Below are 18,503 nucleotides of genomic sequence, written 5' to 3'. Positions count from 1 at the left end.
TGCACGGAAGGGATCTGCCCCGACATGTCCGAGTACCACGCCCCCGTCAAGGAGATGCTCTTCGTCCTGCGCCACGTGGCGGGACTCGACACCGTCGGCCGCCTGCCCGGCTACGAGGATGTCACACCGGACCTGGTGGAATCCGTACTGACCGAGGCGGCGCAGCTCGCCGCCAATGTCATCGCCCCCACCAACCGGGTCGGCGACGCCCAGGGCACGCGGGTGGAGGACGGCCATGTCATCGTGCCGCCCGAGTTCGTCGCCGCCTACCGCGAGTTCGCCAGCGGCGGCTGGCCCGGCCTGTCGCAGAGCCCGGAGTCCGGCGGCCAGGGATTGCCCTACCTGGTGGGCGTGGCCGTGGAGGAAATGTGGCAGGCCGCCAACCTCGCCTGGTCACTGGGTCCGCTGCTGACCCAGGGCGCGGCCCGTGCCATCGAGGCCCATGGCAGCGAGGCGCAGCGTGCCCTGTACCTGCCGCGGATGGTGGCCGGCGAGTGGAGCGGCACCATGAACCTCACCGAGCCGCAGGCCGGTTCGGATCTCGCCGCCGTGCGCACCCATGCGGTGCCGGATGGCGACCGCTACCGCATCACCGGCCAGAAGATCTTCATCACCTGGGGCGACCACGACATGACCGGCAACGTGGTGCACCTGGTGCTGGCGCGCCTGCCTGACGCGCCGCCGGGGACACGTGGCCTGTCGCTGTTCCTGGTGCCGAAGTTCATCCCGGGGCCGGACGGCCAGCCGGGCGCGCGCAATACGGTCCACGTGGTGTCCGTGGAGCACAAGCTCGGCATCCACGGCAGCCCGACTTGCGTGATGGCCTTCGAGGGCGCGCTCGGCGAACTGATGGGCGGGAAGAACCAGGGCCTCGCCTGCATGTTCACCATGATGAACCACGCCCGTCTCGGCGTCGGCATGGAGGGCATCGCCATCGCCGAGCGGGCCTACCAGCAGGCGCGCGCCTACGCGCGCGAGCGGGTGCAGGGCCGCGTGCCCGGCATCGAGGGTCGCGCTGCCATCATCCACCATGCCGACGTGCGGCGCATGCTGCTCACCATGAAGGCGCAGATCGAGGCCATGCGCGGCGTCGCCTGCGTCGCCGCCGCGTCGCTGGATTTCGCCCATCGGGCGACGGACCCGGCCGAGCGCGCGCACCACCAGGCGCGCGTGGACCTGCTGACGCCGGTGGTCAAGGGCTGGTGCACCGAGACAGGCCAGCAGCTCACCTCGATCGCCCTGCAGGTGCACGGCGGCATGGGCTACGTGGAAGAGACCGGCGCTGCACAGCATTTCCGCGACGCGCGCATCACCACCATCTACGAGGGCACCACCGGCATCCAGGCGGCGGACCTGGTCGGACGCAAGATCCTCGGCGATGGCGGCGCGGCGCTGCAGGCACTGGTCACCGACATGACCGCTACCGTGGCCGAGCTGGAGCGCGCCGGTGAGCCCCTGGTCATCGTGCGTGCCGCGCTCCAGGAAGGCGTGGAGTGCATCGTCGCGGCGGGTCGCTGGCTGGCTGCCAACCATGCGCGGCACGCGGGCGTGGCAGGTGGCGTGTCATGGAACCTGCTGATGCTGATCGGCACCGTGGCCGGCGGCTGGGCCATGGCACGCGCGGCGCTCGCAGCCCGTGCGCAGCTGGCGGCCGGCACCTCCGACGTGGCGTTCTGCGAGGCGAAACTGCTGACGGCGCGCTTCCACGCGACCCAGGTCATGCCGGCGGCGGCCGCCTGGCGGCGCGGCATCGAGGCCGGCTGCGAGGCGCTCCTGGCGATGCCCGAGGAGCAGTTCTAGCGCGCTGCCGCGCCCGGCAGGCGCAGGACGCGCGGCGGCTCAGTGGCGCCCGGCGCGCCCCGAGGCGCTGAACAGCGTCAGCAGCGTCAGGTCCTTGCGGATGTCGACGAAGGCGTGGCGGGCATCGGCGGGGATGAACAGCACCATGCCCGGGCGGACTTCCTGCTCCGCCGTGTCGATCCGCAGCCGCGCCTCGCCCTCGAGCACCACGTAGACCTCGTCCTCGAGATGCGGCCCCTGCAGGTCGGTGGCGCCGGCGGGCAGCCGGTAGATCGCACCGGACAGGCGCCCGCTGCCGAGGAACTCGAAGAAGCGGGGCTCGTGGCCCTGTACGCGCTGCTTCAGGTCGGCGAGATCGAAAGCCTGCCAGGCCGGCTGGTTCATGGGGCCATGATCCCGGATCGGGGCAGGGGCTGCAACCGCGCGCTGCGGCGAGCCGCCCGGCGCCACAGCGGGTAAACTAGCCCATCCCCGTCGAATGCATGGCCTGGCTGCAGGCCTGAAGAAAAGGACGCCCCATGGGCTTCAACACCCGTCAGATCCACGCCGGCGTGACTCCGGATCCGGTGACCGGCGCCATCCTCACGCCGATCTACCAGACCACCACCTACGTGCAGGATTCCGTCGACGAGTACCTCGCCAAGGGCTATTCGTATTCGCGATCCAGCAATCCCACGGTGCGCGCGCTGGAGAACAAGCTCGCCGACCTCGAGGGCGGTGTCGACGCCACCTGCTACGGCACCGGCATGGCAGCCCTGCAGGCCGTGTACCTGGCCTTCCTCAACGCGGGGGACCACGCCATCGTTTCCGACGTCGTCTACGGTGGCACCTACCGGCTCTCCACCAGGGTGTTCAGCCGCTTCGGCGTGAGTTTTTCCTTCGTCGATACCTCGAAGCCGGAGCAGCTGCGCCAGGCGCTGCGGCCGAACACGCGCCTGATCCTCACCGAGACGCCGGCCAACCCGACGCTGAAGCTCACCGACATCGCCGCGGTCTCGGCCATCGCCCGCGAGGCGGGCGTGCTGCACGCCGTGGACAATACTTTCCTCACGCCCTATTACCAGCGCCCGCTGGAACTCGGCGCCGACCTGGTGGTGCACAGCACCACCAAGTACTTCGACGGCCACAACGCCACCGTGGGTGGCGCCGTGGTGGCACGCACGAAGGAGCTGGACCAGGCGCTGCGCTTCGTGCAGAACGCCGCGGGCATGATCCTCTCGCCGCAGGCGGCGTTCCTCACGCTGCAGGGCTGCAAGACACTGTCCGTGCGCCTGGAGCGGCAGTCGGCCAACGCCATGGCGATCGCGCGCTTCCTCGAGGGGCACCCGCAGGTGGCCCGCGTCTGCTATCCCGGCCTCGAGTCCTTCCCGCAGCACGAGCTGGCGCGCCACCAGGCGAGCGGCTTCGGCGCCATGCTGTGGTTCGAGGTGAAGGGCGGCGTCGCCGCGGGCAAGGCGCTCATGGACGGCATCCGCGTCTGGAGCCTGGCGGAGAACCTCGGTTCGGTCGAGTCGCTGATCACCCACCCGGTCACCATGACCCATGGCGCGGTGGAACCCGCCGAGCGGCTGCGTGTCGGCATCACCGATGGCCTGGTGCGCGCCTCCGTGGGCATGGAGGACGCCGAGGACCTGATTGCGGCCCTCGACGCGGCCCTCGCCCTGACCCGCCGCTGAACAGCGGGCATGGGCGGGTATTGAAAACCCGCCGCCTGTCCCCATCTCCCTGTCCAGGGCCGGACGCGATCCGGCCGGCGAATCAGTTGGTACTGGACAGGAGACAAGCCCATGACACTGGTCAACTGGAGTCCGTTGCGCGAGTTCGACGATATCTTCGAGCGTTACAACCGGCTGTTCCATCGCCCGGCGGCAGCGGCCGCCAGCGATACGGGCGAGGTGGTGCAGTGGCGCCCGGTCGCCAACATCTCGGAGACCGACAAGGAATACCTCATCAAGGCGGAATTGCCCGAGGTCGAGAAGAAGGACGTGCAGGTGACGGTGCAGGAAGGCGTCATCACGCTGCGCGGCGAGCGCCGCTTCGAGCGCACGGACGACAGCGAGAAGCAGCATCGCGTGGAGTCATTCTACGGCAGCTTCGCCCGCAGCTTCTCGTTGCCTGCGGATGCCGACGAGGCGCGCATCTACGCCGAGTCGAAGGACGGCGTGCTGAAGGTGCACATTCCCAAAGCCCAGGCTGCCAAGCCGAAGCAGGTCGAGATCCAGGTGAAGTAGCACCACGCGGCAAGGGTTGATGCCGGGACCGGCCGCAACGGCCGGTCCCGGGCCCGCGCTGGCGGCGCCGGGTGCGTGGCTTGACCTAAGCGGCGACGCCGCTTGACCGAATCCACTGGACATATCAACGCCGCCTGAAACGGTGACGCCGTTCACCGTGGCGCTGCCCGGCCGCGCCTATGTTGGGCCCGAGTCGAGACGACCAGCGGCCGCAATGGCCGGGGTACGCGGGCCATGAAGACGGGCATCGCCTTTCGTGCAACAGTTCCCGGCCGCGGGGCCATGGTCCCGCTGCTGGCCCTGCTGGCCTCCGTCGCCACGGCGGGCGAGCCGCCGGTACTCCATGACTTCGACACCCGGCTGGCCGCGTCCCATGTCGTCGCCCCGCTGGAGATGGGCGGCGGCCTGGGTGCCCACGGCCTCGCCAGTGCCGTGATGCCCGGCAGCGAGCTGTCCGACGATGCGGAGGCCGCGGCACCCGCCGCGGAACTCGCCGCAGGCCTGGACCTGCAGGTGGATCGCAACCGGCGCAAGTTCCGCACCCGGGCCATCGACTGGGTGATGGACCAGTCGGTGGCCGCGGGTTATCTCGCCGACTTCCTCGTCGGCGGTGCGGATTCAGGCTGGCACTTCACCATGGACCCCCGTGGCGATGACGAGTACAGCCTGCAGTGGAAGGTGAAGTTCCGCTGAGTCAGCCGAGGTTCTTCTCGACGAACTCCCAGTTCACCAGGTGCGTCAGGAAGGTGTCGATGTACTTCGGCCGGTCGTTGCGATAGTCGATGTAGTAGGCATGTTCCCAGACGTCGATCGTCAGCAGCGGGGTCTGCCGGTGGGCGATCGGCGTATCGGCATTCGCGGTCTTGGCGATCTTCAGCCGACCGTCGGCGTCGCGCACCAGCCAGGCCCAGCCGGAACCGAATTGCGTCGCCGCGGCACTGCTGAATTCCTCGCGGAACTTCGCGAAGCCACCGAAGGCCTCGTCGATGGCCTTGCCGATCCTGCCGGACGGCGTGCCGCCGCCGCGCGGCTTCAGGCAATGCCAGTAGAAAGTGTGGTTGTAGACCTGGGCGGCGTTGTTGAAGACGCCACCCTCCGAGTTGCGCACGATGTCCTCGAGGGACTGCTTCGCCTGCGGCGTGCCGTCGATCAGTTTGTTGAGGTTGTTGACGTAGGCGTTGTGGTGCTTGCCGTAGTGGAAGTCGATGGTCTCCGCGCTGATGTGCGGGACCAGCGCTTCCTTTGGCCAGGGTAGCGGGGGTAGCTGGATTGCCATTGCTTCTTCTCCTTGGTTCCTGGGTTCGGGATTACTTCAGAGTGGATGGGTGCCGCTGGAGTTCCTGCGCATGGATTCCCGGCAGGTACTGCGTGCTGATCTGCGCCCATTCCAGCTGCAGCCAGGGCGTGTACTGCTCCGGATGGGTGGCGATTGCCGCGGTCAGCTCGTCGGGGGCGACGTAGCGCCAGTCGGCGACCTCCGCGGCATCGGCGCGCGGCTCGCCGTCGGCGACTCCGGCGAACACCCAGCAGAGCTCGTGCTCGACGCCGATGCCGCGATACTCGGCGCGGTACTCGAACTTGTAGAGGAAGCGCAGTTCCGCGCCCAGTGCCAGTTCCTCGGCGATGCGCCGGCGCGCCGCGGCTTCCACCGCCTCGCCCTGGCGGGGATGGCTGCAGCAGCTGTTGGACCAGTACAGCGGCCAGAGCGGCTTCGCGGCGCTGCGTTGCTGGAGCAGCAGCTCTCCCTCGCGGTTGAACAGGAACACCGAGAACGCACGGTGCAGCCGGCCGGCGCCCTGGTGGCACGCCTCCTTGGAGAGGAAGCCGGTCTCGCGGTCCGCGGCATCCACCAGGATCAGCATGTCGCGCGGGTTGTTGGCGGCTGCGCCCAGCGCGCTCACGGCGGCGTCCCGATGGCCAGGGCCATGGCGCGGAAGCCCTGCCTTTCGGCTGCCTGCTGCACGCGGCCGGCATCGGCTGCGCTCGCGCACAGCGCCACCATGGCGCCGCCGCCACCGCCGCCGGTGAGCTTCGCGCCCAGCGCTCCCGCGGCGCGGGCGATGCCGATGAGCCGCTCGAGTTCCGGCGTGGAGACCTGCAGGGCATTGAGCAGGCCCTGGCAGATGTTCATGAGCTCGCCGAGTGCCCGGTGGTCGTGGTCGCGCAGGGCGGCCACGGCCTGCAGCACCAGCGCGTCGATGTCATCGAAGATCTTCTCGTACAGGCGCGGGTGGCGCTCGCGCGCCTCGCGCACGTTGCCCACGGTCTTGGCGGTGAGTCCCTCGCTGTGCGTCATGCCGATCACCAGCTGCAGCGGCTGGTCGATCTGCAGCGGCTCCATCAGCGGCGGGTTGCCACGACGATAGAGCAGGGCCCGGCCATGGGTGGCCAGCGTGTTGTCGATGCCGCTGGGCCGCCCGTGGGCGACCTCCTCGGAGAGGAAAGCCAGCTCGTTGATCTCGGTGTCGTCGAGCCCCAGGCGGAAATGCCGGTCCAGCGCGCGGATGATGGCCACGGCCACCGCCGCCGAACCGCCGAGACCCATGCCGCGCGGCACGTCGGGAAACACCTCGATGCGCAGGTTGCGGTCGGTGAGTCCCAGGCGGTCGAGGATGGCGCCGGCGGCACGCTCGAAGGAGCGCCGCTGCTCCGGCGGCTTGGCCAGCTGGTACTCCACGCCCCAGCGCGGGATGATGAGTTCCACGCCGTGCCCTGCATCCGCCACCACGGCGCGGGTGGTGACCGGAAGGGGCAGGGCGATGGCATGGCGACCGTAGACGACGGCGTGCTCGCCGAGCAGGATCACCTTGCCGTGGCCGACCCCGGCCTCGGTGTCCGGCGCGCGGCGCAGCACCGTGCCGCCCGCCGCGGCCTGGCGCTCGCGCTGCAGCTCCGCCAGCAGCTCCTGCGCCTTCCACACCTTGATGTCGCCGTCGCGCAGCACGCGCTCCAGCACCTCGTCGAAGAGTTCCGGCGGCGTGCCCGCCGCCTTCACCACGCTGCGCGCGTGCAGCGTCATGTGGCCGGTCTGGATGCCTTCGGTGGCGAGCGCGCGCAGTGCCGCGAAGTTCTGTGCCAGGCCGACGGTGGCCATGACCTCGGCCAGCTCCTGGGCGCTCTTCACGCCGAGCAGGCGCATGTTCATGGCCACGCCGGGGTTGGATTCGAGCGGGCCGCCGACGATGCCCACCTTCATGGGAAGCTCGAGGCGGCCGCGCAGGTTGCCCTGGTCGTCCTTCCACCACTGCGACAGCGAGCTGTAGCGCCCGAGGCGGGCGGCATAGGCATGGGCGCCGGCCTCGATGGCGCGCCAGTCATTGCCGGTGGCGAGCGCCACGGCATCGATGCCGTTCATGATGCCCTTGTTGTGCGTGGCGGCGCGGTAGGGGTCCACGCAGGCGAAGTCCGAGGCGATGATGATGCCGTCGCGCACCCGTTCGCCGGAATAGCCCTTGCCGGCGAGGGCCGCCGCCGGCAGCGTCACTTCCGCGCTGGCCAGGGCGCGGTCGGCGAGGTTGGAGAGGATGCGCAGGAACACCGTGCCCTCGGTGATGGATTCCACCAGCGAAGCCACGCCCTCGCACATGCCGTTGACGAGGTTGGCGCCCATGGCGTCGCGGGTGTCCACCAGCAGGTGCATCACCAGCATCTCGCCGTCCATGGTGGTCATCGGGTGGCTTTTCACCTCGATGTCCACGGCGCCGCCGCCGCGTGCGGCCATGCGCGGATGCAGGCTGTTGGCGAGGTCGAGGATCTCCTGGCGGCGTTCCAGCAGGGCCGCCATGGCGCCAGCCATGTCCGGCACCTCGATCACCTGGATCTGGCCGATGAGGATCGGCGCGCCCGCCCGGGCGCGGAAGCCGCCGGCGCCGCGCGCCAGCTTGGCCGCGGCACTCAGCGCGGCGACGATCGAGGGTTCCTCCACCGCCAGCGGCACCACGTAGTCGCGGCCGTTGATCAGGAAGTTGAGCCCGAGGCCGATGGGCATGCCGAGGACGCCGATGACGTTCTCGATCATCTTGTCGGCGGCGTTGACGTCGAGCGTGGCCTCGCCGCGCGCCAGCCGCTCGAGGTCGGCGTCGGTGAGCAGGCCGCGCTCGTGCACGGCGCGGACGCGCTCGGCAGGCGACATGCGGTAGAAGTGGGGGATTCTCGATCGGGTCAAGGTGGCGATTCCGGGCAACTGCAGCTGGCGCGCCGCCAGGGCCAGCCGGCGCGGAGCCGGCCCGCAACCTGGCAGGCCAGACGTGATTATGCCATTTGCGGCTGGCCAACCCGATGCCACAATGGCTCCGGCTCTCCGGAGGAATCCGCCCGACATGACCCGGCGCTTCGTGATGGCAGCCCTCGCGGCTGCCGCCCTGGCCAGCGTCGCCGCCGCCCCGCGGCCGGCGCAGGCCGACGAGGGGATGTGGACGTTCGACCAGTTCCCGCGCGACGCGGTGCGCAGCCGCTACGGCGTGAACATCGACCAGGACTGGCTCGACCGCGTGCGCCGGGCGACGGTGCGTATCGAGGGCGGTTGCACCGGCTCCGTCGTCTCGCCTTCCGGCCTGGTGCTGACCAACGAGCACTGCGTGCGCGACTGCCTGCAGCGCCTGTCCGGCCCGGCGCGCGATGTCGCCGGCGCGGGGTTCCTCGCCGCCGATCGCGCCGGCGAGGAGCGCTGCGCGGCCGAGCAGGCGTCCATCCTCGAGCGCATCGAGAACATCACCGCTGCCGTGCAGGCCGCCGTGGGCGACGGCGCCGGACCGGCCGCGAACGAGCGGCGCAAGGCGACGCTCACCCGGCTCGAGCAGGCCTGCGAGGACGACTGGCGCCACCGCGGCGACCCGCATTCCTGCGAGGCGGTGACGCTGTATGGCGGCGGGCAGTACTTCCTCTATCACTACCGCCGCTATGCCGACGTGCGCCTGGTGCTGGCGCCGGAAGCCGACATCGCCTTCTTCGGCGGCGACCTCGACAACTTCCGCTTCCCGCGCTGGGACCTCGATTTCGCGCTGCTGCGCCTGTACGTGGATGGCAGGCCCGCGCAGACGCCGGACTTCCTGCGCTGGCGCCGCGCCGGCGCCGCGCCCGGCGAGGCGGTGTTCGTCGCCGGGCATCCCGGCAGCACGCAGCGCCTGCAGACCGTGGCGCAGCTGCGCTTCGAGCGCGAGTACGAGCTCGGGCACTGGCTGCTGCGCGCCGCCGAGCTGCGCGGCCGCTACCTGCAGTTCGCCAGCGGCGGCGCGGAGCCGGCGCGCATCGCCGAGGCGCCGCTGTTCTCGCTGGAGAATGCGCTGAAGGTCCGGCGCAACCAGATGGCGACGCTGCTCGACCACCGTTTCATGTCCGCGCGCGAGAAGGACGAGCAGGCGCTGCGGACCGCGGTGGCGGCCGATCCGCGCCTCAGGGCCGCATCCGGCGCCTGGGCGGACATCGACAGGGCGCTGGCAGGCTACGCTGCGTTCTACGACCGCTACCTGTTCCTCGAGCGCGGCGCAGCGCTGCAGGGCGAGCTGGCCTCGGCCGCGCGCCTGCTGGTGCGCGCGGCGATCGAGCGTGAGAAGCCCAACGAGCAGCGGCGGCGCGAGTTCAGCGAAACGGCCCTCCCGCAGCTGCGCCAGGAGCTGCTGGCGCCGCAGCCGGTGTACCCGGCATTCGAGACGCTGCGCCTCGGCTACTCGCTGGAGAAGCTGGTCGAGTACCTGGGGGTGGATGACCCGGCGGTGCGCCTGGCGCTGGGGCGCGAGGCCCCGCGCAACCTGGCCGCCAGGCTGGTGCGCGACACGCGCCTGGCGGATCCGGCCTTCCGCGAGCAGCTGTGGAATGGCGGGCTGGCGGCGGTGGAGGCGGCGGACGATCCGCTGCTGGCGCTGGCGCTGCGGCTCGAGCCGGAGGCCGCGGCCCTGCGGCGGCGCCATGACGACCAGGTCGAGGCGCCGATACGCGCCGCGGAGGAGCGGCTGGCGCGGGCGCGCTTCGCCATCCACGGCACCCGCAGCTACCCCGATGCCACCTTCACCCTGCGCCTGAGTTACGGTGCGGTGCAGGGCTGGCGCGAGGGCGACCACGACGTGGCGCCGTTCACCCGGCTCGACGGGCTCTACGCCCGCGCCACCGGCCAGCCGCCCTTCCGCCTGCCGTCGCGCTGGCTGCAGGCGCAGGCGCGGGTCAACCTGGACACGCCGTTCAATTTCACCACCACCAACGACATCATCGGCGGCAACTCCGGCAGCCCGGTCATCGACGCGCGCGGGCGCCTCGTCGGGCTGATCTTCGACGGCAACCTGCATTCCATCGGTGGCGACTATGGCTACGACGCGGCGCTGAACCGCGCGGTGGCGGTGCACCCGGCCGTGATGGTGCTGGCGCTGGGGGAGATCTATGGCGCCGATGCGCTGCTGCGTGAACTGACCATCGAATAGGAGCCCTGGGAATTTCATGGACAGGATCTGGCTGCGGAGCTACCCGCCCGGGGTTCCCCCGGACATCGAAATCGATCCGGCGGACTCGCTGGTGGGCATGCTGGAGCGCGCCTGCCGGCAATTCGCCGCGAGGCCGGCGTTCAGCAACCTCGGGCGGGACATCAGCTTCGCCGAGCTCGACCGCCTGAGCGAGCGTTTCGCTGCCTTCCTGCAGGGCGGTCTGGGTCTCGCGCGCGGCGAGCGCGTGGCGATCATGCTGCCGAACCTGCTGCAGTTCCCGGTGGCGCTCTACGGCGTGTGGCGCGCCGGACTGGTGGTGGTCAACGTCAACCCGCTCTACACGGCGCGCGAGCTGGCGCACCAGCTCAGGGACTCGGGCGCCACGGCGATCGTCATCGTCGCCAACGCCGGCGCCGTGCTGGAGGAGGCACTGGTGCAGACCGCGGTGCGCCATGTCATCGTCACGGAAATCGGCGACATGCTGGCCTTCCCGCGCCGTCAGCTGGTGAACTTCGTGGTGCGCCATGTGCGCCGCATGGTGCCGCGCTACCGGCTGCCGCGCGCCATCCGCTTCGACACGGCGCTGCGCCATGCCGGTGCGCTGCAGCCGGTGAAGCCGCGCGCTGCGGACCTGGCCTGCCTGCAGTACACGGGCGGCACCACCGGCCTCGCCCGTGGCGCCATGCTCAGCCACGGCAACCTGCTGGCCAACGTGCGCCAGATCAATACCTGGTTCGCGGGCGTGCAGCGCCCGGGCGAGGAGGTGGTGATCACCGCGCTGCCGCTCTACCACGTCTATGCGCTGACCTGTAACTGCCTGGCGTACACCGAGCAGGGCGGGCTCAACGTGCTGATCACCGATCCGCGCGACATGGCGGGCTTCATCCGCGAGCTGCGGCGCTGGCAGTTCACGGCCATCACCGGCGTCAACACGCTGTACCAGCACCTGGCGAACCACCCCGAGCTGAAGACCGTGGACTTCTCGCACCTGAAGATCGTCTCCGCCGGCGGCATGGCGGTGATGGAGGCCACCGCGAAGCAGTGGGCCGCGGTGACCGGCACCGAGATCCTCGAGGGCTACGGCCTGTCGGAGGCCTCCCCTGTGGTCAGCTCCAACCGTCCGGATCTCGCCGCCTGGAGCGGCAGCATCGGGCTGGCGTTGCCGGGCACGGATGTCTCGCTGCGCAATGACGAGGAGCGCGAGATGCCGGTGGGCGAGCCCGGCGAGATCTGCGTGAAGGGGCCGCAGGTGATGCAGGGCTACTGGGGCAACCACACGGCCACCGGTGAGGTCATGACCCGCGACGGCTACCTGAAGACCGGCGACATCGCGGTGATGGACGCCGACGGCTACATGCGCATCGTCGACCGCAAGAAGGACATGATCTCGGTCTCCGGGCTGAAGGCCTATCCGAACGAGATCGAGAATGTGGTGATGCTGCACCCGGCGGTGCTGGAAGCCGCCTGCATCGGCGTGCCCGACGCCGGTACCAGCGAGGCCGTCAAGGTGTTCGTGGTGCTGCGGCCGGGCAAGACGGCAACCGCCGACGACATCCGCAACATCTGCCGCGAGCACTTGGCCGCGTACAAGGTGCCGAAGCACGTCGAGTTCCGCGACTCGCTGCCGAAGTCCAACGTGGGGAAGATCCTCAGGAGGGAGCTGCGGGGGAAATAGGTCAGGCACCTCTCTTCATGGGGCATCGCAGAAAAATAAGTCAGGCACCTTTTCTCATTTTCTCAGGGCAGCGACGGCGGTCCAGTGGGCCTCGCTGGTCCAGCTGGCGATGAAGTGTTGTTCCTCGACGGGTGCGAGTTCGGCGTGGGCGCGGCGGCGGGCGGCGGCGACGGGGGCCTTGCAGCCTTCGAGCACGGCGCGGGTGCGGCAGAGGTAGGGCTCCAGGAAACTGTCGAGGCAGGATTCCAGTGCCTGGCCGGGCGCGCAGATCCAGTCGACCAGGCCGATCTCGAGCGCGCGCGCCGGTGCGATGCGCGCGGCGGTGGCGAGGATGCGCAGCGCGCGCCGGTCGCCGACGGTCAGGGCGAGGTCGATACCGCCGCCCCAGGCGGTGGTGACGCCGAGCTGCGCCTGCAGGAAGCCGATCTCGGCGTGGGGCGCGGCGATGCGCAGGTCGCAGGCGAGCGCGAGTTCGGCGCCGCCGCCGAGCGCCGGGCCGTTGAGCGTGGCGATGACGGGCACTGGGAAGGCGCGCACCTGGTCGAGCGCGGCGCGGCCGCGGCGGCTCATGGCGCGGGTGTCGTCCGCCGAACGGATGGCGTCGAGTTCCTGCAGGTCGCCGCCGGCGGCGAAGCACTTGTCGCCGGCGCCGCTGATGACGGCGCAGAGGATGCCGGTGTCGGCGGCATGCTCGCGGAGCGTGGCGCCGATCTCGTCGAGCAGGGTCAGCGCCAGGGCGTTGCGCTTCTCGGGGCGGTTGAGGGTGAGGTGGAGGACGGCGCCGCGGCGCCTGACGATCAGATCACTGGACATCGGCAGCGGCCCTCAGAAGTACAGCCGCATGACGCATTCGGCGACGCAGGCCGGCCGCGACTGGCCGTCGATCTCCACCGTGTATTCCTCGGTGAGCTCGATGCTGTTCTTCACCTCGGCCACCGCCAGCAGCCGGCAGCGCGCGCGGATGCGGCTGCCGACTGGCACCGCGTTGGGGAAGCGCAGCTTGTTGATGCCGTAGTTGATGATGTTCTTCACGCCGGGGAACAGCGGCTTCGACGCGTCCACGAGGCCGCGAAGGTAGGGATAGAGCGAGAGGGTGAAGTAGCCGTGGGCGATGGTGCCCTTGTAGGGTGATTCGGCGGCGGCGCGCTTCGCATCGACGTGGATCCACTGCAGGTCGCGGGTGGCGCGGGCGAAGTCGTCCACCATCTCCTGGGTGATGGTGAGCCAGTCGCTCAGGTGCACCTCGGCACCGGTCTTGCTGCTGAGATTGGCCAGGTTGCTGGCCAGGGCGTCGGCGGGTGCCATGGGCGACTCCTTGCGGGCGATTTGACGATTTCCGGCGGGCCGGGATGCTAGCAGATGCCCGTCGGGGCAGCGATGCATCGCCAGGCGTTCCGGGCGGGGAACCCGCGCGGCCGGCGCGCTTCCAATGTTCAGGAGGATGTCACGTTTCCGGCCGGCCCCGCGCCATTGGCGACCGATGGGCCTGCGGGCCTGACGATATAATCGTCACCATGATCGCCGTTTCCCGCAACGCCCCGCGTCCCGGCGGCCGCCTGGCCGGTACCGGGCTGTTGCTGGCGGTCGTGCTGGCGGCCTGCAGCAGCGCCAGCCAGCAGTCGCCCTCCGGCGGGGCGGGGCAGCCCCCGTCCGGTGGCATGGGCAGCCCGCCCCCGGGCAGTTCGGGCAGCCAGGGTGCCTCCGGTACCGCGGGCAAGCCGGGTGGGCAAACGGCGGGTCTGCCCGGCGCCCAGGGCAGTGGCCAGGCCGGTAGCCAGGCAGGCAGCCAGGCAGGCAGTCCAGGCGGCACCCAGGGTGGCCGGCAGGGCCAGTCCGGCAGCCAGTCCGGCCAGAGCAGCCAGGGCGGCTCGAGTGGCCAGACAGGCCAGGTTGGCCAGGCCGGGCAGTCGGGCCAGTCGGGCCAGTCGGGCCAGTCAGGCCAGGTCAGTCAGCATGGCCAGTCGGGCCATGGCGGCCAGGTTGGTCAGGCTGGGCAGGCGAGCCAGTCCGGCCAGGTCGGCCAGGCCGGTGCAGGCGGCGGTGGCGATGATCCGCAGGGTGCCTTCGACAAGTCGCTCGGTGATTTCGACGGTGAGATCGCCCGCGAGCGGGAAGTGCTGGCTTCGGCGGGCAAGGGTTCGGGCCAGGGTGCGCAGTCACGCGAGGCGGCGGATGCCGGCGCCGTGAAGGGCACCGGCGTGGCGGGCGGCCGCTTCCCCGGCGGTGTCGCGGATACCGGTCCGGGTGGTGCCGCCGGACCGGCCGGGATGCCGGGCGGTAACGCCGGCGGCGGCACGGCCGAGGCCGGTGCCGCCAACACGGGCAGCAGCGCCGGTGGCAGTGAAGCGGGCGGTCCGGGTCAGCAGCAGCCGGGCAATGCCGGCAGCGGCACCTCGGGCAGGGGCGCGGAGCAGGCGGGCAGCGCGGCGCCGGACATTCCCGCCGACATTCCCCAGGACGGCACGGGCGAGGACCAGGTGGCCCGGCAGCTGCGCGAGGCGGCGCTCGCCGAGAAGGACCCCAAGGTACGCGAGGCGCTATGGGACCAGTACCGCCGGCATACCGGCATCCGCAAGTGAGGCAGCCGTGGCGGCCGTGCTGAACCGCCGCTGGTTGCGTGCCGCTGCCGTGGTCGCGGCGATGGCGGCGGTCCTGCTGCTCACGGCGTGCTCGACCTCGCGCAACATCAAGTACGACACGGTGGCACTGGAGCGCACCGAGCAGCAGGTGCCCGAGGCCGAACTGCTCGACGTCGGCATCGTGCTGTTCGATCCCGGTGTCGCCGAGGGCGACGCCGATGCCGACAGCCTGGTGTTCCCGGAGGTGCGGCGCGCCGAGGCGCGCTACATGCCCTTCCACCTCAAGACCACGCTGGAGGCGAGCGGCCAGTGGGGCCCGGTGTGGGTGCTGCCGGAGAAGTCCGATTCGGTGGACCTGCTGGTCTGGGGCCGCATCGACCAGTCCGATGGCCTGGACGTGGTGATCCGCGCCGGCGCCTGGGACGCCACCGGTCGCGAGTGGCTGAACAAGACCTACCGGACGCGGGTTCCCGAGAAGGCCTACTCGAAGTACCGCGACCGGACGCAGGATCCGTACCAGAACGTCTACAACGAGATCGCCAACGACCTGCTGGAAGCGCGCCGCAAGCTCTCGGCGCGGGAGCTGCAGGCCGTGCACGAGGTGGCGGAGCTGCGCTATGCGGCGGACCTGGTGCCGAGCGCCTTCGAGGGCTACCTGGCGAAGGGCCGCAACGGGATCTACAGCCTGCAGCGGCTGCCTGCGGCCGACGACCCGATGCTGGTGCGCATGCGCGCCGTGCGCGAGCGCGAGTATGCGGTGGCCGACACGCTCAACGAGTACTACGCCTCGCTCTACTACGACCTCACCGGGCCCTACGAGGACTGGCGCAAGGTGTCGCGCGAGGAGACGATCAAGTACCAGGACCTCAAGCGCTCGGCGATGCTGCGCTACCTGCTCGGCGGTGCCGCCATCCTCGGCGCCGTGCTCTACGAGGGCTCCGGTGGCAGCAACAGCGCCGTCACCATGGTCGGCGTCATGGGCGGCATCGAAGGCATCAAGGCGGGCATGGGCAAGTCCGCCGAGGCCAGCATTGCCCGCGAAGGCCTGAAGGAGCAGGGCAAGTCGCTGGAGGCGGAGGCCGAGCCGCTGGTGGTGGAGGTCGAGGGCCAGACCCTGCGCCTGACCGGCAGCGCCGAGGAGCGCTACAAGGAATGGCGGCAATTGCTGCGGCAGATCTATGAAAAGGAAACCGGCCTGCCGCCACCACCCGCAGCCGCCGCGCCGGCCGCCAGCGGCTGAGCGCCAGCGCGCATGCCACAGCTGACGGCGGGAAGCACCGTGGCCGGGCGGTTCCGGCTGCTGCGCCTGCTCGGCCGCGGCGGCCACGCCGAGGTCTGGGCCGCCGAGGACGGGGCAGAGGCCCGCCCGGTGGCGCTGAAGATCGCCGGTGACGAGGCCGCTGACGCGCAGCTGCTGCGTGCCGGGTTCCTGCAGGCGCGCGCGCTCGTGCATCCGGGCATCCTGCGTCCGCTGGAGTTCATCGACGGGCCGCCGGCCTGCGTGGTCATGCCCCGTGTCGAGGGCGGGGACCTCGGCCAGCTCCGCGGCGCCGGGTGGCGCAGCGTGCTCGCCGCGCTGCTGGATGTGGCCGAGGCGCTCGATCACGCGCACCGCCAGGGCATCGTGCACCGCGATCTCAAGCCGGCCAACGTGCTGCACGAGGCGGATGGCCGCTGGCTCATCAGCGATTTCGGCACGGCAGCCGGGGACCGGGGCGGCACGCTGCCGGCGATGAGCCCGCAGCAGCTCGATGGCGCGCCGCCCGCCGTCGCCGATGACGTCTATGCCCTGGGCGCCATGGCCTGCGAGCTGCTGGCGGGTGAGCCGCTGTTCCATCCCGCCGTGGACGCGATGCGCATCCGCAGCGAGGCGCCGCGCATCCCGATGACCGACCTCGGTGGCGCGGCGCTGCCTGCGGCGCTGCGCGCGCTGCTGGCCGCGACACTGGACAAGGATGCGGCGCGCCGTCCGGCGAGCGCCGCGGCGCTGCGTGCCTCGCTGGCGGCGATTCTGGACGATGCCCAGGCCGCTCTTCAGGCCAACGACCCGGCGGCCGCTGGCGGCATCCTTGCCGTGGCGCGACGCGCCACGGCGCAGGCGCCCGCCGCGGCGGGCCCGCCGCGCCGCCGGGGCCTGCCCGCGGCGGCTGTGTACGGCGGCCTGGCGCTGCTGCTGGTCGTGGCGGTGCTGGTCATCGGCTTCCTGCCGGACTGGATGCGCGCGCGCGCGCCGCGGGTGGCACCCCCGGCAGCGCCGGTGCCGGCCGCGTCGCCGGCCGTCGCGGCCGAATCAGCGGCAACGTCGAACCCACCGCCGGCGTCCGCGCAGCCGGTATCGAGCGCCGAACTCGATGGGGCGCTGGGCGAGTTCCTGCGCCTCGACGACGAGTTGAAGAAGGCCGGGGCCGAACGCTGGGGTGGCGCCGACTGGACTGCCCTGCGCGAGCAGGCCCAGGCTGCCGATGCGGCCTATCGCGGGCGGGACCTGGCCGCGGCGCTGGCGGGCTACCGTTCGGCCACGACACTGGGCCGCGCCTTGCTGGCGAGCGCGCCACGGCGGCTCGCCGATACCCTGGCTGCCGGCGAGGCGGGATTGCTCGCCGGTCGGCAGGCCGAGGCCACCGCGGGCTTCACCGCGGCCCTGGCCGTGGATCCCGGCAACGCCGCCGCCCGCCGCGGGCTGGAGCGCGCCGGCCACCTCGACCAGCTGCTGGCGCTGCTGTCGCGGGCCCAGGCAGCGGAAGGCGCCGGCCAGCGCGCGCAGGCGCTCGAGCTGTACCGCCAGGCGGCGTCGCTCGATCCGGCCTCGGCGCCGGCCGGCGAGGGCGTGACGCGGCTCTCCCGCGCCGTGGCGCGCGACAGCTACGAGACGCAGATGGCGCGCGGCCTCGCCGAGCAGGCCGCGGGCCGCAGTGGCGCCGCGCGCGCGGCCTTCACCGCCGCGTTGCAGGCGCAGCCGGGGGATGCCGCGGCACAGGCAGCCCTGGCGCAACTCGATGCCGACAGCAAGCTCGCCCAGCTCGCGGCACGGCAGGCCGAGGCCCGCGCCTTCGAGCAGGCCGAGCGCTGGGGCGATGCCGCACGCAGTTACGAGGCCATGCTCGGCGTCGATGCCAACCTCGTGGCCGCGCGCGAAGGCCAGGAGCGGGTCCGCGCGCGGCTGGACCTCGACACGCGCCTGCGCGCCGCGATCGCCAACGCCGACCACTTCAACGACGACGCCGTGCTTGCCGCGGCGCGCAGCCTGCTCGCCACCGCCAGGGAGACGGCGAAGGAGACGCCGCAACCGGGCCCGCTGCTCTCCGGGCAGGTTGCCGAACTCGAGCGCCTGGTCAGCGTCGGCGCCACCCCGGTGCCGGTGCAGCTGGAGTCCGATAACCTCACCGAGGTGACCATATTCAAGGTGGGGCGCCTCGGCGCCTTCAGCACGCGCACGCTGGCGCTGCGCCCCGGCACCTACACGGCCGTCGGCGCGCGCGCCGGCTATCGCGACGTGCGTCGCAGCTTTCGCGTGGTTGCGGGCGGCGCGCAGCCGCCGGTGGTAGTGCGCTGCGAGGACGCCATCTGAACCGCCCGCTGGTCATCGGTTCGCCGGCGGGCACACGGCGGCTCACGGACGCCGAGCTGCCGATCCGCATCGGCAGCGGCTCGGCGGCCGACATCCGCGTACCCGGTCCCGTCACCGGGGAGATCCTCGGCCTCATCGGCTGCCTCGATGGGCGCCCCTTCCTGCAGGCCACGGCCAGTGCGGCCGCCGGTGGCACGACCCTGGCCGTCAACGCCGCGCCCGCAGCCGCCACCGGCTGGC

Annotated in this window: 15 protein-coding genes; 9 read left to right on the top strand and 6 right to left on the bottom strand. The window is 71.4% G+C overall.

Annotated features, from left to right (window positions below):
* The first annotated feature begins 24 nt into the window (after window positions 1-24).
* Window positions 25-1,800, top strand: coding sequence for an acyl-CoA dehydrogenase (locus tag HRU81_08545; GenBank protein ID QOJ32140.1), 1,776 nt, complete (start codon window positions 25-27; stop codon window positions 1,798-1,800).
* A 39-nt stretch (window positions 1,801-1,839) separates the two neighbouring features.
* On the opposite strand, the gene HRU81_08540 is transcribed toward HRU81_08545, so the two are convergent.
* On the bottom strand, window positions 1,840-2,184 hold the full coding sequence (locus HRU81_08540) for a cupin domain-containing protein (protein QOJ32139.1): 345 nt from the start codon (window positions 2,182-2,184) through the stop codon (window positions 1,840-1,842).
* 134 nt (window positions 2,185-2,318) lie between these two features.
* Between HRU81_08540 and HRU81_08535 the strand changes: the two genes are divergently transcribed.
* The 3 genes from HRU81_08535 to HRU81_08525 all read left to right on the top strand — a co-directional run bounded on the left by HRU81_08535 (window position 2,319) and on the right by HRU81_08525 (window position 4,724).
* Entirely contained in the window at window positions 2,319-3,476 is a 1,158-nt protein-coding gene (locus HRU81_08535; protein QOJ32138.1) for a PLP-dependent transferase, read from the top strand.
* Window positions 3,477-3,587: 111 nt separating this feature from the next.
* Entirely contained in the window at window positions 3,588-4,031 is a 444-nt protein-coding gene (locus HRU81_08530) for an Hsp20/alpha crystallin family protein (protein QOJ32137.1), read from the top strand.
* A 234-nt stretch (window positions 4,032-4,265) separates the two neighbouring features.
* Window positions 4,266-4,724 carry a hypothetical protein gene (locus tag HRU81_08525; protein QOJ32136.1) on the top strand — a complete coding sequence of 153 codons (459 nt, stop codon included), beginning with the start codon at window positions 4,266-4,268 and terminating at the stop codon, window positions 4,722-4,724.
* Between the two features lies 1 nt (window position 4,725).
* On the opposite strand, the gene HRU81_08520 is transcribed toward HRU81_08525, so the two are convergent.
* Genes HRU81_08520 through HRU81_08510 form a run of 3 tightly spaced genes read right to left on the bottom strand, consistent with a single transcriptional unit; the run spans window position 4,726 to window position 8,352 of the window.
* Window positions 4,726-5,307: a superoxide dismutase gene (locus HRU81_08520; protein QOJ32135.1), complete on the bottom strand. Its 582-nt coding sequence runs from the start codon at window positions 5,305-5,307 to the stop codon at window positions 4,726-4,728.
* Between the two features lie 31 nt (window positions 5,308-5,338).
* A complete protein-coding gene (gene idi, locus HRU81_08515) occupies window positions 5,339-5,893 on the bottom strand; it encodes an isopentenyl-diphosphate Delta-isomerase (protein ID QOJ33349.1) in 555 nt (184 codons plus the stop codon).
* 35 nt (window positions 5,894-5,928) lie between these two features.
* Window positions 5,929-8,352: a hydroxymethylglutaryl-CoA reductase, degradative gene (locus HRU81_08510; protein ID QOJ32134.1), complete on the bottom strand. Its 2,424-nt coding sequence runs from the start codon at window positions 8,350-8,352 to the stop codon at window positions 5,929-5,931.
* Here HRU81_08510 and HRU81_08505 point away from each other — a divergent pair.
* Together HRU81_08505 and HRU81_08500 are read left to right on the top strand one after the other, a co-directional pair.
* Window positions 8,351-10,441 (top strand): S46 family peptidase, encoded by a 2,091-nt coding sequence (locus HRU81_08505; GenBank protein QOJ32133.1) that lies wholly within the window; start codon window positions 8,351-8,353, stop codon window positions 10,439-10,441. The genes HRU81_08510 and HRU81_08505 overlap by 2 nt on opposite strands.
* Before the next feature lie 16 nt (window positions 10,442-10,457).
* Window positions 10,458-12,116: an AMP-binding protein gene (locus HRU81_08500; GenBank protein QOJ32132.1), complete on the top strand. Its 1,659-nt coding sequence runs from the start codon at window positions 10,458-10,460 to the stop codon at window positions 12,114-12,116.
* A gap of 54 nt (window positions 12,117-12,170) precedes the next feature.
* Here HRU81_08500 and HRU81_08495 read toward each other — a convergent pair whose 3' ends face one another.
* Entirely contained in the window at window positions 12,171-12,929 is a 759-nt protein-coding gene (locus HRU81_08495) for an enoyl-CoA hydratase/isomerase family protein (GenBank protein QOJ32131.1), read from the bottom strand.
* A gap of 12 nt (window positions 12,930-12,941) precedes the next feature.
* A complete protein-coding gene (locus HRU81_08490) occupies window positions 12,942-13,421 on the bottom strand; it encodes a MaoC family dehydratase (GenBank protein QOJ32130.1) in 480 nt (159 codons plus the stop codon).
* A gap of 209 nt (window positions 13,422-13,630) precedes the next feature.
* Between HRU81_08490 and HRU81_08485 the strand changes: the two genes are divergently transcribed.
* The 3 genes from HRU81_08485 to HRU81_08475 are packed head-to-tail and all read left to right on the top strand — an operon-like array spanning window position 13,631 to window position 18,263.
* Window positions 13,631-14,695 carry a hypothetical protein gene (locus HRU81_08485; GenBank protein ID QOJ32129.1) on the top strand — a complete coding sequence of 355 codons (1,065 nt, stop codon included), beginning with the start codon at window positions 13,631-13,633 and terminating at the stop codon, window positions 14,693-14,695.
* Between the two features lie 7 nt (window positions 14,696-14,702).
* Window positions 14,703-15,935 carry a hypothetical protein gene (locus HRU81_08480; GenBank protein ID QOJ32128.1) on the top strand — a complete coding sequence of 411 codons (1,233 nt, stop codon included), beginning with the start codon at window positions 14,703-14,705 and terminating at the stop codon, window positions 15,933-15,935.
* Window positions 15,936-15,947: 12 nt separating this feature from the next.
* Window positions 15,948-18,263 (top strand): protein kinase, encoded by a 2,316-nt coding sequence (locus HRU81_08475; GenBank protein ID QOJ32127.1) that lies wholly within the window; start codon window positions 15,948-15,950, stop codon window positions 18,261-18,263.
* Window positions 18,264-18,503: the final 240 nt, after the last annotated feature.

Source organism: Gammaproteobacteria bacterium (genome assembly GCA_015709695.1).
Classification (GTDB): domain Bacteria; phylum Pseudomonadota; class Gammaproteobacteria; order Steroidobacterales.
This window is presented reverse-complemented; position numbering and strand designations above follow the sequence as displayed.

Excerpts from the sequence above, each read along its gene's own strand:
- HRU81_08545 (QOJ32140.1), top strand. The coding sequence starts at position 25 with ATGTCCGAGTACCACGCCCCCGTCAAGGAGATGCTCTTCGTCCTGCGC.
- HRU81_08540 (QOJ32139.1), bottom strand. The coding sequence starts at position 2,184 with ATGAACCAGCCGGCCTGGCAGGCTTTCGATCTCGCCGACCTGAAGCAG.
- HRU81_08535 (QOJ32138.1), top strand. The coding sequence starts at position 2,319 with ATGGGCTTCAACACCCGTCAGATCCACGCCGGCGTGACTCCGGATCCG.
- HRU81_08530 (QOJ32137.1), top strand. The coding sequence starts at position 3,588 with ATGACACTGGTCAACTGGAGTCCGTTGCGCGAGTTCGACGATATCTTC.
- HRU81_08525 (QOJ32136.1), top strand. The coding sequence starts at position 4,266 with ATGAAGACGGGCATCGCCTTTCGTGCAACAGTTCCCGGCCGCGGGGCC.
- HRU81_08520 (QOJ32135.1), bottom strand. The coding sequence starts at position 5,307 with ATGGCAATCCAGCTACCCCCGCTACCCTGGCCAAAGGAAGCGCTGGTC.
- idi (QOJ33349.1), bottom strand. The coding sequence starts at position 5,893 with ATGCTGATCCTGGTGGATGCCGCGGACCGCGAGACCGGCTTCCTCTCC.
- HRU81_08505 (QOJ32133.1), top strand. The coding sequence starts at position 8,351 with ATGACCCGGCGCTTCGTGATGGCAGCCCTCGCGGCTGCCGCCCTGGCC.
- HRU81_08510 (QOJ32134.1), bottom strand. The coding sequence starts at position 8,352 with ATGTCGGGCGGATTCCTCCGGAGAGCCGGAGCCATTGTGGCATCGGGT.
- HRU81_08500 (QOJ32132.1), top strand. The coding sequence starts at position 10,458 with ATGGACAGGATCTGGCTGCGGAGCTACCCGCCCGGGGTTCCCCCGGAC.
- HRU81_08495 (QOJ32131.1), bottom strand. The coding sequence starts at position 12,929 with ATGTCCAGTGATCTGATCGTCAGGCGCCGCGGCGCCGTCCTCCACCTC.
- HRU81_08490 (QOJ32130.1), bottom strand. The coding sequence starts at position 13,421 with ATGGCACCCGCCGACGCCCTGGCCAGCAACCTGGCCAATCTCAGCAGC.
- HRU81_08485 (QOJ32129.1), top strand. The coding sequence starts at position 13,631 with ATGATCGCCGTTTCCCGCAACGCCCCGCGTCCCGGCGGCCGCCTGGCC.
- HRU81_08475 (QOJ32127.1), top strand. The coding sequence starts at position 15,948 with ATGCCACAGCTGACGGCGGGAAGCACCGTGGCCGGGCGGTTCCGGCTG.